The organism is Pseudomonas sp. LBUM1658 (genome assembly GCF_059716055.1).
In genome coordinates this window covers 5510795-5523826 of the sequence record NZ_CP166798.1, presented here as the reverse complement: position 1 = coordinate 5523826, position 13032 = coordinate 5510795, and the positions used below count along the sequence as shown (strand labels likewise).

At 60.6% G+C, this 13032-nt stretch carries 14 protein-coding genes; 9 read left to right on the top strand and 5 right to left on the bottom strand.

Translation table 11 applies throughout. The annotated features are described in order from the left end of the window. Window positions 1-98: 98 nt before the first annotated feature. From lptF to ACA064_RS25505, 3 genes are all read right to left on the bottom strand, one after another. Window positions 99-887 carry a lipotoxin F family OmpA-related lipoprotein LptF gene (lptF, locus tag ACA064_RS25515; protein WP_497670608.1) on the bottom strand — a complete coding sequence of 263 codons (789 nt, stop codon included), beginning with the start codon at window positions 885-887 and terminating at the stop codon, window positions 99-101. A 56-nt stretch (window positions 888-943) separates the two neighbouring features. Beyond that, window positions 944-1357, bottom strand: coding sequence for a DUF4398 domain-containing protein (locus ACA064_RS25510; protein ID WP_497670607.1), 414 nt, complete (start codon window positions 1355-1357; stop codon window positions 944-946). Window positions 1358-1641: 284 nt separating this feature from the next. Further along, window positions 1642-1986, bottom strand: coding sequence for a pilin assembly protein (locus ACA064_RS25505; RefSeq protein WP_497670606.1), 345 nt, complete (start codon window positions 1984-1986; stop codon window positions 1642-1644). Between the two features lie 203 nt (window positions 1987-2189). On the opposite strand from ACA064_RS25505, the gene ppc reads away from it, so the two are divergent. From ppc to ACA064_RS25470, 7 genes are all read left to right on the top strand, one after another. Beyond that, window positions 2190-4820: a phosphoenolpyruvate carboxylase gene (ppc, locus tag ACA064_RS25500; RefSeq protein ID WP_497670605.1), complete on the top strand. Its 2631-nt coding sequence runs from the start codon at window positions 2190-2192 to the stop codon at window positions 4818-4820. A 289-nt stretch (window positions 4821-5109) separates the two neighbouring features. Then, window positions 5110-5757: an adenylate kinase gene (adk, locus tag ACA064_RS25495; protein ID WP_150641599.1), complete on the top strand. Its 648-nt coding sequence runs from the start codon at window positions 5110-5112 to the stop codon at window positions 5755-5757. Between the two features lie 90 nt (window positions 5758-5847). Beyond that, complete coding sequence (gene tsaB, locus ACA064_RS25490) at window positions 5848-6522, top strand: tRNA (adenosine(37)-N6)-threonylcarbamoyltransferase complex dimerization subunit type 1 TsaB (protein ID WP_497670604.1); 675 nt, start codon at window positions 5848-5850, stop codon at window positions 6520-6522. A 310-nt stretch (window positions 6523-6832) separates the two neighbouring features. Further along, complete coding sequence (locus ACA064_RS25485) at window positions 6833-7138, top strand: hypothetical protein (protein WP_497670603.1); 306 nt, start codon at window positions 6833-6835, stop codon at window positions 7136-7138. After that, window positions 7138-7998 (top strand): DUF72 domain-containing protein, encoded by an 861-nt coding sequence (locus ACA064_RS25480; RefSeq protein WP_497670602.1) that lies wholly within the window; start codon window positions 7138-7140, stop codon window positions 7996-7998. The genes ACA064_RS25485 and ACA064_RS25480 overlap by 1 nt, the downstream gene beginning before the upstream one ends. Window positions 7999-8030: 32 nt before the next feature. Further along, window positions 8031-8852, top strand: a complete 822-nt coding sequence (locus ACA064_RS25475) for an isocitrate lyase/PEP mutase family protein (RefSeq protein WP_497670601.1) — start codon at window positions 8031-8033, stop codon at window positions 8850-8852. A gap of 16 nt (window positions 8853-8868) precedes the next feature. Further along, the gene (locus tag ACA064_RS25470; protein WP_497670600.1) at window positions 8869-9567 is read left to right on the top strand and encodes an extensin-like domain-containing protein; all 699 of its coding nucleotides are present in this window, start codon (window positions 8869-8871) and stop codon (window positions 9565-9567) included. 14 nt (window positions 9568-9581) lie between these two features. On the opposite strand, the gene ACA064_RS25465 is transcribed toward ACA064_RS25470, so the two are convergent. After that, on the bottom strand, window positions 9582-10202 hold the full coding sequence (locus ACA064_RS25465) for an energy transducer TonB (RefSeq protein ID WP_497670599.1): 621 nt from the start codon (window positions 10200-10202) through the stop codon (window positions 9582-9584). A gap of 93 nt (window positions 10203-10295) precedes the next feature. Here ACA064_RS25465 and ACA064_RS25460 point away from each other — a divergent pair, with 93 nt between their 5' ends. Beyond that, window positions 10296-11078: a class I SAM-dependent methyltransferase gene (locus ACA064_RS25460; RefSeq protein ID WP_497670598.1), complete on the top strand. Its 783-nt coding sequence runs from the start codon at window positions 10296-10298 to the stop codon at window positions 11076-11078. 121 nt (window positions 11079-11199) lie between these two features. On the opposite strand, the gene ACA064_RS25455 is transcribed toward ACA064_RS25460, so the two are convergent. After that, window positions 11200-11835, bottom strand: a complete 636-nt coding sequence (locus tag ACA064_RS25455) for a TetR/AcrR family transcriptional regulator (RefSeq protein WP_497670597.1) — start codon at window positions 11833-11835, stop codon at window positions 11200-11202. A 94-nt stretch (window positions 11836-11929) separates the two neighbouring features. On the opposite strand from ACA064_RS25455, the gene ACA064_RS25450 reads away from it, so the two are divergent. After that, window positions 11930-13030, top strand: a complete 1101-nt coding sequence (locus ACA064_RS25450; RefSeq protein ID WP_497670596.1) for an efflux RND transporter periplasmic adaptor subunit — start codon at window positions 11930-11932, stop codon at window positions 13028-13030. The last annotated feature ends 2 nt before the right edge of the window (window positions 13031-13032 follow it).

Genomic DNA, 13032 nt, shown 5'->3' with positions numbered 1-13032 from the left:
GAAGAGGGGCGACGTTCAGACATAAAAAATCCGGAGCCCATATCGGACTCCGGATTATTTGCTGCTTAGGAATTAACTATAGAGACAGTTCCAGAACATCAGTTGGAACTGATCGCCGAACGAGGAATGACTGGCTGGTTGTCGTTGGAAATGGTGACTTCCACACGGCGATTCATGGCGCGGCCGGAAACGCTGGCGTTTTCGGCAACCGGGTATTCCTTGCCATACCCTTGGGCGACGATGCGCGCAGGGTCTACGCCCATTTTCACCAGGGCCATGCGTACCGAGCCGGCGCGGCGCTCGGACAGCGACTGGTTGTAGGCCTCTGAACCGGTGGCGTCGGTGTAGCCTTCGACTATTACTTTACGGTCGGGGTTTTCCGAGAGGAATTGCGCCAGCTTGTTGATGTTGACCAGGCCGCTGGACTTCAGGTCCGCCTTGTTGGTGGCGAACAGCACGTCACCGAAAGTGACCAGGGTGCCGCGATCGGTCTGCTTGGCGTTGAGGCTGTTTTGCAGTTGCTTGATCTGCGCGTCGCGGGCATCCAAACGCGCCTGAGCGCGCTGGGCCGCGGAATTTTTCAGGTTGGCTTCAGCGGCGCGCAGGCTGATGGTCTGCTTGGCCACTTCCACTCGTTGATTGGTCAGGTAGGCGAGTTGATCGACTTTCGCCTGGTCTGCCTTGTTCTGATACGCCTGGTCGGCCTTGTCCAGCCACTCGCTGGCGTCTTTGGTTTCCAGGGCCGCAACCTTGCTGGCTTGTGGATTGGCTTGCAGCGCCGAGTAGTTGGTCCGGGCTTGCTCAAGATTCACGTTGGGTTGTGAAGAGCAGGCCGCCAGGCCAACGCTCAGAGCCAGAAGGGCAGGGATCATCAGTTGCTTACGCATAATAGTTCGTCCTTTTCATCTATTAAGGGTGCAGGCTTTACGAGGTCGCGAGGTGCTTACTGCACGCTGCGCATGCCTTCCTGACGTAGTTCCTGAACACCTTTCTCGGAGTCCTTGAGGGCTTGCTCGGCTTTGCTGGCCTGGGCTTTACGCTCGGCTACGCGAGCATCCCATTCGGCCTGTTCGGCCAGAAGCTTGGCTTCATCGTAATTTTTGTCGTGCATGGCCAGTTCAGCCTGCTTGAGCTTGTCCTGGGCCGACTTCATCTCCACCGCAGCGAACTCGGTACCGCCAGCACTGACCGCGCTGTTGACCGCGGATTGCGTCACGGCGTACTGCTCGGACGGTGGATTACCGGCACAACCGGCGAGTACCAGGCTGCTACCCAGTGCCAAGGCGGTGAGTTTCAGCCCACGCAGGTAGCGGAACGAGGATTTGCCAGTACTGATTTTCATAGTCTTCAACTCCATTGGATAACTCCTGAAAAGCTTCACATTCCATCCTGGTACTGGACCCGTCACGTCGATTCGGCGGCTTGGCCAAGGGCGCTTTTTAAACGGCCGTTCCAGTCATGGCGTACTGGCTGTGACCCGAGGCTTTTTTGAATAGTTCAGAGAAGATGGCTAATTGCTTGAAAAAACTTTGACCGAACGGACAAGGCTCTAGACCGGGATTTTTTGCCGCGCACAGGGGTATTCCTGGCCCTGGACGGGCTCAGGAATACGCATTTTCTGCCAGGGAAGGGACGGAGTAATCAGTGTTTTTGCTTGTCTGGCTGAGCGGACAAATCGTGCAGATGGCGTCGTGATAACTCGAGAAAGCGGGGTGTGGGGCCGACATCTTCGTAAAGCGGGTCACCTTCTTCGTCGGTGGCGATTACATGCGGACCTTTAACGTAGGGAAAGCTCGCTTCGAGTTCTTCCAGCGCGGCCCCAATCAGTTCGCCGAGCAGTTCTTCAGGATGCCGTTTGGGATACATCTCGGCTATCGCTGCCAGGCGTGCGGCGGCTTCTACGTCCAGGCGGATTGTATAGGCAGTCTTGGTCAAGCGGCCTTTGGCATTTTCTTCCCAATGTTGGGCGAGCTCACGGATTTTCATGGCGACCTCAATAATCACCTGCTCGTGGCAGGCAGTGGTGAATGACCGGCGTCAACCGGTGGCAAGCCCTTGTGTGGCTTACTGTTGAGACTAGCTTTATCGCGCAAGGTTTAAAGTTGATTCGTCGCGCGCTTGTAGGAACGTGACGCGAACGGCACTCTTGAGCCTTCCGAGCCGCCCCGAGTCTGCTGGAGAACACCTGAATGACCGATATTGATGCACGCTTGCGCGAAGACGTACACCTGCTGGGTGAACTGTTGGGCAACACTATTCGTGAACAGTACGGGGAGGCGTTTCTCGACAAGATCGAGCAGATCCGCAAGGGCGCCAAGGCCGATCGCCGTGGCTCGGCGAATGCCGAACTGAGCGCCAGCCTGAATCAGTTGAGCGAGGACGAATTGCTGCCAGTGGCGCGGGCGTTCAATCAGTTTCTCAACCTGGCCAACATCGCCGAGCAGTATCAATTGATTCATCGGCGTGACGAGGCGGAACCGGCGCCATTCGAATCGCGGGTATTGCCGGAGCTATTGACCCGTTTGCTCGCTGAAGGGCATAGCGCCGACTCGCTGGCCCGGCAGTTGGGCCGCCTCGAGATCGAACTGGTGCTGACCGCGCACCCGACCGAAGTGGCGCGGCGTACCCTGATCCAGAAATACGATGCCATCGCCGCGCAACTGGCGGCGCAGGATCACCGCGATCTGACCACCGCCGAGCGCGAGCAGATCCGCCAGCGCTTGCAGCGGTTGATCGCCGAGGCCTGGCACACGGAGGAAATCCGCCGCACCCGACCGACGCCGGTAGATGAAGCCAAGTGGGGCTTTGCGGTGATCGAGCATTCCCTGTGGCAGGCGATCCCCAACTACATGCGCAAGGCGGACAAGGCGCTGCATGCGGCAACCGGCCTGCACCTGCCCCTGGAAGCCGCGCCGATTCGTTTCGCCTCGTGGATGGGCGGCGACCGCGACGGCAACCCGAACGTCACGGCGCCGGTGACCCGCGAGGTGCTGCTGCTGGCGCGCTGGATGGCCGCCGATTTGTACCTGCGAGATATCGATCATCTGGCCGCCGAGCTGTCGATGCAACAGGCCAGCGCCGAATTGCGGGCCAAGGCTGGAGACAGCGCCGAACCCTATCGCACGGTCCTCAAGCAGTTGCGTGAGCGCCTGCGGGCGACCCGCGCCTGGGCCCACGCATCGCTCAATGGCGCGTCCGTGGCGAGCACCGATGTCTTGCAGAACAACCGTGACCTGCTCGATCCGCTGGAGCTCTGTTATCAGTCGCTGCACGAGTGCGGAATGGGCGTGATCGCCGACGGTCCGTTGCTCGACTGTCTGCGCCGCGCGGTGACCTTCGGTTTGTTCCTGGTGCGCCTGGATGTGCGTCAGGATTCTTCGCGACATACTTCGGCGATGACCGAAATAACCGATTACCTCGGCCTGGGACGCTATGGCGACTGGAGCGAGGAGGAACGCATCAGCTTCCTGATGCGAGAACTGAACAATAGACGGCCATTACTGCCAGCGTATTTCAAACCGTCCGGCGAGACCGCTGAAGTGCTGGCGACCTGCCGGGAAATTGCTGCGGCGCCGGCTGCCTCGCTGGGTTCCTATGTGATCTCCATGGCGGGTGCGGCTTCCGACGTGCTTGCCGTGCAACTGCTGCTCAAAGAGGCCGGGGTGCTGCGGCCGATGCGCGTGGTGCCGCTGTTCGAAACCCTCGCCGACCTGGATAACGCCGGCCCGGTGATCGAGAAACTGTTGCTGCTGCCGGGCTATCGCTCACGATTGCAGGGGCCGCAAGAAGTGATGATCGGTTACTCCGATTCGGCCAAGGACGCCGGCACCACGGCGGCGGCCTGGGCGCAGTATCGGGCGCAGGAACGCTTGGTGGACATCTGTCGCGAGCAGCAGGTCGAACTGCTGTTGTTCCATGGTCGCGGCGGCACGGTGGGACGCGGCGGTGGCCCGGCTCACGCGGCGATCCTGTCGCAACCGCCGGGCTCGGTGGCGGGGCGCTTCCGCACCACAGAGCAGGGAGAAATGATTCGTTTCAAGTTTGGACTGCCGGATATCGCCGAGCAGAACCTCAACCTGTACCTGGCCGCAGTGCTGGAAGCCACCTTATTGCCGCCTCCGCCACCGGAACCGGCCTGGCGAGTACTGATGGATGAATTGGCGGCTGATGGGGTCAAGGCCTATCGCGCCGTGGTGCGGGACAATCCACAATTCGTCGAGTATTTCCGTCAGTCGACTCCGGAGCAAGAGCTAGGCCGTTTACCGCTGGGCAGTCGTCCGGCAAAACGCCGTGCTGGCGGTATCGAAAGTTTGCGGGCGATTCCGTGGATCTTCGGCTGGACCCAGACGCGCTTGATGCTGCCGGCCTGGCTCGGCTGGGAAAGCGCGTTGAGCAAGGCGCTGGAACGCGGTGAAGGCGAGCTGCTGGCGCAGATGCGTGAACAGTGGCCGTTCTTCCGCACCCGCATCGATATGCTGGAAATGGTCCTGGCCAAGGCTGACGCGGACATCGCGCAGTCTTACGATGAGCGGTTGGTAGAGCCACAATTGCTACCTTTGGGTGCGCATTTACGCGACCTATTGTCGCAGGCCTGTGCCGTGGTGTTGGGTTTGACCGGTCAGTCGCAGCTGCTGGCACATAGCCCTGCCACCCTTGAATTCATCCGTCTGCGCAACACCTACCTGGACCCGCTGCATCTATTACAGGCCGAACTGCTGGAGCGTTCGAGGCAACAGGACGCGGAGCAAGGCAGCCCGCTGGAACAGGCGCTGCTGGTGTCTGTGGCGGGGATTGCCGCCGGTTTGCGCAATACCGGCTAAAGGCTTTTTCGGCAGTGTGCAGTGACCTGGCGCATCACCCTGACGGTCGGTTCAAGCGGGGTGATCGCTACTGCCAGGCGACACTTTGTTGTGGGGTTGCGACTTGGAGCACCTCGTCGCAGTGGTAAATTTGTCGCGGGTTTCTGCTACTTTCGGCGGCTTGTGTGGTCCCGGTCGGCTGTGTATCTTGATCAGCCTTTGGCCGTTTGGGCGGCCACTAATCCAATTTTGAGGTTGGCCCCACGAGGCGAATCCGACGTTATCTAAATAAAAATTGAGGAGCACATCGATGCGCGTAATTCTGCTGGGAGCTCCCGGGGCCGGTAAAGGTACTCAGGCAAAGTTCATCACCGAAAAATTCGGCATCCCGCAAATCTCCACCGGCGACATGCTGCGTGCTGCCGTCAAGGCCGGCACCGAGCTGGGCCTGATCGCCAAGAGCGTGATGGACAGCGGCGGCCTGGTGTCCGATGACCTGATCATCAACCTGGTCAAGGAACGTATCAGCCAGGCCGACTGTGCCAACGGTTTCCTGTTCGACGGCTTCCCGCGCACCATTCCGCAGGCCGAAGCACTGGTCAAGGCCGGTGTCGAGCTGGATCACGTGGTTGAAATCGCCGTCGATGACGAAGAAATCGTTCAGCGTATCGCCGGTCGTCGTGTACACGAAGCCAGCGGTCGCGTTTACCACACCATCTACAACCCGCCAAAAGTAGCCGGCAAAGACGACGTTACCGGCGAAGACCTGGTGCAGCGCAAAGACGACACCGAAGAAACCGTGCGTCATCGCCTGTCGGTCTACCATTCCCAGACCAAGCCACTGGTGGCCTTCTACCAGAATCTGGCCGAAGGCCAGGGCAAGCCGAAGTACAGCCACATCGTAGGCGTCGGCTCGGTTGAAGCGATCACCGGCAAGGTGCTTGAAGCGCTGAGCTGAAAAGTCTGCTGACGCTTCATCTTCAACGGCCCGCTTGCGGGCCGTTGTTGTTTATACTGGCGGACTTTTTTCACACCGATGGAAACACCGATGAGTACCTTGCTGGCCCTGGACACCGCGACTGAAGCTTGCTCCGTTGCCTTGCTGCATGACGGCAAGGTCACGAGCCATTACGAGGTGATCCCGCGCCTGCATGCGCAGAAGCTGCTGCCGATGATCAAGGAGCTATTGGCCGAGGCGGGGACCACCCTGCAAGCAGTCGATGCGATTGCCTTCGGTCGTGGGCCGGGTGCCTTTACTGGCGTGCGCATCGCCATCGGCGTGGTTCAGGGGCTGGCCTTTGCTCTGGAACGCCCGGTATTGCCGGTGTCCAACCTGGCAGTGCTGGCCCAGCGGGCATTTCGCGAGCACGGTGCGTACCAGGTCGCTGCGGCCATCGATGCGCGGATGGATGAAGTGTATTGGGGCTGCTACCGAGAAATCGCCGGTGAAATGCGCTTGGTCGGCGCTGAAGCGGTATTGCCACCGGAAGTGGCTGCTTTGCCGGCCGACGCCAGCGGCGAGTGGTTCGGCGCGGGTACCGGCTGGGGTTATGCCGAGCGGATCGACGCCAATCTGACGGGGCAGGACGCGGGCATGTTGCCCCATGCCGAAGACCTGTTGACCCTGGCGCGGTTTGCCTGGGAACGCGGCGAGGCGATTCCCGCCGATCAAGCGCAGCCGGTGTACCTGCGCGATAAAGTGGCGACGCCTAAAGCCAGGTAACACTCGACCAGCTTTTTGTGGCGAGGCGCCCGCTGCGCCCCTGTAGGAGCGAGCTTGCTCGCGATGGACGTTAACGATAACGCGGGTTTTCTGAATAAACGCGCCGCCCTTGAGTCCATCGCGAGCAAGCTCGCTCCTACAAGGGGCGCTCGCCACAGGATCTGACAAACACCGCCAATCATCAGTTTTCCCAGCAATTTTCGCCCGCTTTTAAACCTTTTGCGTTTTCTGTGTTCTATTTATCACTTGGGCATTTGCTTAGTCGGTGATGTGCCGCTAAATTGCCATCATTGATACCGAGCATACAGTTATGCGTATAAACGGCCTTTCATCTCAGTCTTACCCCATCAAACGCGCGCCTCGCAAAGGCAATGCGCTGGTGGACGAGTCCCGTGAGGACCTCGATGGCGAGATTGATCTGCAGGCCGATACGCCACTCAGTGCACGCTCTCAGACTTCAGCCGGGCGAACCGCTAATCTCCCGGCCCGTCAGCAAGACATGATTTTCCATCGCACCATGAGCAAAAACGTGGCCGATGCCCTGGCCAGCTACCTGACCACTGCCGGTTTTGTCGATTGGGACATGGAAGTGCTGGGGCTCGATCTGCACATCTGATGCTGCTCCCTTATTACCTCGGTTGCCCTTCCTGGAGCGAAAACGCCTGGCGTGAGTACCTGTACCCGGAAAACGCGCGGCCGGCGGAATTTCTCGGCCTGTACTCCCAAGTGTTCAATGCCGTGGAAGGCAATACCACCTTCTACGCGCGTCCTGCTGCCTCCACGGTGCAGCGCTGGGCCGAGACCATGCCCGAACACTTTCGCTTCACTGCCAAGTTCCCTGGCGACATCAGTCATGGCGGCGACCTGCGCGAACAATTGACCGCCGCCGAGACCTTCCTGCAACTGCTCAGCCCGCTCGGTGCGCGGGTCTCACCGTTATGGCTGCAATTGCCGGCGAGCTTTGCGCCGCAGCGGCTGGCGGAGTTGGCCGGTTTTATCGACGGCCTGGAACGACCGCTGGCAGTGGAAGTGCGCCATCGCGAGTTCTTTGCCAAAGGCGATGCCGAGCGGATGCTCAATCGGCTGTTGCTGGACCGTGGCGTCGAGCGCATCTGTCTCGATCCTCGGGCCTTGTTCAGCTGCACCTCGAGCGATCCGGCGGTGCTGCATGCGCAAGCGAAAAAGCCCAAAGTGCCGCCACGTCCGGCGGCCTTCAGCCAGTTTCCCCAAGTGCGCTTTATCGGCCATCCCGAGCTTGAGGCCAATGATCCGTTCCTGCTGCCATGGGTGGAGAAAATCGCCGGCTGGATCGAAGAAGGGCGCACGCCTTACATTTTCCTGCACACCGCCGATAATCTGCTGGCGGCTAAACTGGCACAGCGCTTCCACGCCAGGCTGATGCTGCGATTGCCTGGCTTGCCGGCGCTGCCTGAGCTATACAGAGAGCCCGCGGCGGAGCAACTTGGCTTGCTCTGAGGTGGACCAATCCCCTGTTCAGGAGCGAGAAAATGGATGCGCAACACCTTCGTGCCCAGGCCTTCAAGGCCCTCCATGAGCGTGACACTGCTTTCGTGATCCCCAATCCGTGGGACGCCGGCTCGGCCAAGATGCTTGCCAGTCTTGGCTATGGGGCGTTGGCGACCACCAGTGCCGGTTTCGCCTTTTCTCGAGGTCGTCCGGACGGGGCGATGTCGCTGAGCGAAACTCTGGAAAACGTCCAGGCAATTGTTGGCGCAACGGATTTGCCGGTGGCGGTGGACCTGGAAAACGGCTTCTCCGACAGCCCCAAGGGCTGCGCGGAGGCAATCTTGCGCGCAGCGGCTGCCGGAGTGGTCGGTGGCTCGATTGAAGACGCCACGGGCCACGCCGACGATCCCATCTATGATTTCCTGCACTCTGTCGAACGGATCGAAGCCTCGGTCGCGGCGGCCCACAGTCTGCCGTTCCCCTTCATGCTGACGGCCCGCGCCGAGAATTTCCTGCAGGGCAAACCCGATCTCGCGGACACCATCCGCCGCTTGCAAGCCTATGCCGAGGCGGGTGCCGACGTGCTCTACGCACCGAGCTTGCGCAGCGCTGAAGAGGTGCTGGCGGTGGTCCGGGCAGTGGCGCCGAAACCGGTCAATGTACTGATGTCGGGCGGGCTGAAACTGAGCGTGGCGCAGCTCAGCGAGATGGGTGTCAAACGCATCAGCGTCGGCTCGGCCCTGGCATTGGCGGCCTATGGCGAGTTCTTCCGGGCGGCCCAGGAAATTCAGGAGCGGGGGACCTTCACCTTTACTGCGCAGTCCATGCCGTTTCAGCAAGCCAATCAGCTATTCAAGGATTGATTCATAGGGAGTTGCCGTGCGGTTTCTGAAAGTGCTCGGGCTGTTGCTGCTGGTCGCTGGCGGCTTGCTGCTCGGCGTCTGGCGTGGCTGGTTGCCGTTGTCCGCCGCATGGAATCCCTGGGCACCTTTGGATGTGCGAGCCTCGCCGAACCTGTGGACGCGCTTCAAGTTGATGCGCTTGCGCGACGACCCGGCGCTGTGTGATCAAGCGCTAGGCAGCTCCGGTTTGCGCGTGACTCGCCTGCGTGACAGCGATCCGCAGGCGGCTTGCCCGTTGCGCAATACCTTACGCGTCGAGGGCGGCGAAGTGGCGTTGAACAGTAGTTTTCTTGCCAGTTGCCCATTGGCGGTGGCGTTCGCGCTGTTCGAGCGCCACGCCTTGCAACCTGCTGCGCAGGCGGTGTACGGGCAAGCGGTGACGCGGGTCGAGCATCTGGGCAGTTTCGCCTGCCGCAATATGTACAACCGCGAGGATGGCGCCCGCAGTCAGCATGCGACGGCCAACGCCCTGGACATTGCCGGGTTTCGTCTGGCCGATGGGCGAACCATCAGCGTGCTCAAGGATTGGCCGAAAGAAAATGCGGATGCACGCTTTCTGCGGCAAGTCCGCGAGGGGGCCTGCGATACCTTCAGTGTGGTGCTGAGCCCGGATTACAACGCCGCCCATCACAACCATTTTCATCTGGACGTGGGGCCGTGGTGGATATGTCGTTGAGGCAGGGCTGAGGGTCAGGCGGCGAGGCGCAGGTTGTGCAGAATCAGCGGGCGAGCCCAGCCGTTATCGAAATCGAATTGCTTCTGTTGCTCGACCAGTTCTTGCGGCGGATAGGGGATGGCCGGTTTGTCCAACAGCTCGAGTTCGAACTCGGCAATCGGCAGGTGCAATGGACGGGGTTGCGGCGCCGGACCGGGTTCAGGCAGCGGCTGGCCGGAGTTGAGCACGATTGGCCGAACCCAGCTGATATCGAAATTCTGCTGCTGTTGTTGCGCGATGATTTCTTCTGCCGGGAACGGGATGGCCGGCTTGTCGGCCAGCTCCATCTCGAATTCGGCAATCGGCAGGAACAGCGGCTCAGGCGGGCGGATCACGGTGTCCTGAACGTCGCAAAGGCGTTGGGAAACGATTTGCGTGAGCAGATCAGTGCCGCCACTTGGCTCGATCGGCCCATCGATGGCGACCTGGGGTTTTTCGCCAGTAACACTCGGCGCATCGCCCAACTGATCGGCCAGTGCCCGGGCAAAGAAATCCTGCCACAGATGGCTGATGCCGCTCAGTGCCTGGGAATTGCGCAGGCCGTAGTCGCCGTGGGGCGAGATAAAACCTATCGATAGGGGGCGAATGTCTGACATTTCTCTCGGTCGACGCTCAGCTCTGGCAAAATGCCTGATAGTTCTTTTATCGGCAGTTTTTGCCGATCATTAATTTTTTGAGCGTGTTTCCCCATGATTGAGCAACCAGCGGCCTGCCGCATCAAAGTCGAGGCGCTAGCCGGAGCCTCTGCCGCGCAAGCGCAGGAGTGGGCCGAGCGACTCGGTCTGCCTTTGACGATGGACGATGCCGAGTTCGCTTTACAGCTCACGGAGCAGGGTTTGCAATTGCAACAGCTCGGCCCGGATGCGCCGGGACCGGTGCGCGTGGACTTCGTCGAAGGTGGCGCTGCCCATCGACGGCTGTATGGCGGTGGCAGTGGTCAGATGATCGCCAAGGCGGTTGGCGTCGCTCAGGGCGTACGCCCGCGGGTGCTGGATGCCACGGCAGGGCTCGGCAAGGACGCTTTCGTACTGGCCAGCCTAGGCTGCGACATGAGCCTGATCGAGCGTCAGCCGTTGATCGGCGCGTTGCTGGAGGACGGGCTGGCCCGTGGTCTCCAGGATTTCGAGGTGGCGCCCATCGTTTCCCGGATGCGCTTGCTCAAAGGCAACTCGATCGAGGTGATGCGCAACTGGGAAGGCGAGCCACCGCAGGTGATCTACCTTGATCCGATGTTTCCCCATCGTGAGAAAACGGCGTTGGTGAAGAAGGAAATGCGTCTGTTCCGGCCGTTGGTTGGCGATGATCCCGATGCACCGGCGCTGCTCGAAGCGGCTTTGGCGCTGGCCAGTCACCGTGTGGTGGTCAAACGTCCCCGTAAAGCGCCGTGTATTGAAGGACCCAAGCCGAGCCATTCGCTGGACGGCAAGTCCAGCCGCTACGATATCTACCCAAAGAAAGCGCTCAAGGGTTGAGATCCGAGGTTAAGCCTGGAAGATCAAAAGATCGCAGCCTGCGGCAGCTCCCACGGGATTTGCGTACACCCGGGTGAACGCGGTCGGCGTAGGAGCTGCCGCAGGCTGCGATCTTTTTGGCTCAGACCCGATACGCCCGCATAAACAACTCCACCACGTCCCGCACATGGGCCTCGGCCGCGTCACCGCTCAGGGGCGCGCCGCAGCCGTAGAGCAGGCGAAAATTCGCCGCGCCCTTGAGCAGGCAGAAGAAGTGCTCGGCGGCATTGCGCGGTTTGTCGATGCGCAAGGCGCCGACCTGGTCGATCTTCGTCAGTAACCGTTCCATGCCGTGCAGCATGCGCTGCGGCCCGGCCTCGAAAAAAATCTGTGAGAGCTTCGGATCCTGGCTACCCAAGGCCATGATCAGGCGATGCAGGTTCACCGATTCATCGCTATTGATCAGCAGGTGAAAGCGCCGTGCGATGTTCAGCAGCACATGTTCGATCGGGATGCCGTCCGGCAACTCGAAAAACAATGTCGGCAGTTGTTCTTCGCACTTGGCCACCACGGCGGCCGAGAACAGCGTCTCCTTGTCGTTGAAATGGCTGTACACCGTGAGCTTCGACACACCGGCCGCCGACGCCACCGCATCCATGCTGGTGTTGGCGTAGCCATTGCTCAGGAACAGATTTTTCGCCGCGTCGAGGATCGCCTGGCGTTTTGCCAGGTCCTTGGGGCGGCCGGGACCATTGGATGCAGAAAGATTGTTCGACATTCTTCGCTTTTAATACTGGACTGGTGAGTTTGCTATTAATAACATACCCATCAGTATAATTATTCAAAGCACCATTAGCGAAAGGTCGTTCACCATGTTCCGCTATGCCTTGCCCCTCGCGTTGCCAGTCACCCTGGCTTTTTTGTTGTCGGCGTGCGGTCACGAAGAACCGGCGCAAGTCACCGTGCGCCCGGCCATGGTGGTGCAGCCAGAGCCTTCGGCCCAGACGATGGACAGCTATCCCGGTGAAGTTCGCGCGCGTTACGAGCCCGATCTTGCGTTCCGCATCGGCGGCAAGGTCAGCCGACGACTGGTTGAAGAGGGCGAGCGGGTCAAGGCCAATCAGCCGCTGGCGGAGCTCGATCCCCAGGATGTACGCCTGCAACTGGAAGCCACCCGTGCTCAGGTCGCAGCGGCCCAGGCCAACCTCAACATGGTGCGCGCCGAGCGAGATCGCTATAAGACCCTGATGGAGCGGCAGATGGTCAGCCGTTCGCAGTACGACAATGCCGAAAACCTCTATCGTGCAGGCGAAGCCAGGCTGAAGCAGATCAAGGCCGAATTTGATGTTTCCAGCAATCAGGCCAGCTACGCGGTGCTGCGTGCGCCGCAGGATGGTGTGGTGGCCAAGCGCGCGGTTGAAGTCGGGCAAGTGGTGGGGGCTGGGCAGACGGTGTTCACCCTGGCCACCGATGGCGAGCGGGAAGTACTGATCAGTCTGCCAGAGCAGAACTTCGGTCGTTTCAAGGTTGGTCAGGAAGTCTCGGTGGAGTTGTGGACCCAACCGGATCAGCGCTTCGCCGGGCGTATTCGCGAACTGTCACCGGCCGCCGACCCGAAATCCCGGACCTTTGCCGCGCGTATCGCCTTCAGCGCCGGCAAGGTCCCGGCCGAACTCGGTCAGAGCGCCCGGGTGTTCATCCAGACCGCAGGCATCGTATCGCTGTCGGTGCCGCTCTCGGCACTCACTGCGGAAAACGGTGAGACCTACGTCTGGGTGGTGGACGCCAACAACACCCTCAAGCGCGCTCCGGTGCGCGTCGGTGCCTTCGGTGAAAAAACCGTGCCGGTCCTTGAAGGTCTGAGCGCCAGCGACTGGGTGGTGGCCGCGGGTGTGCACGTGTTGCATGAAGGCCAGCAAGTGCGTCCGGTGGATCGCTCCAATCGCTCGGTCAATCTGGCGGTCAAGGAGTAGTC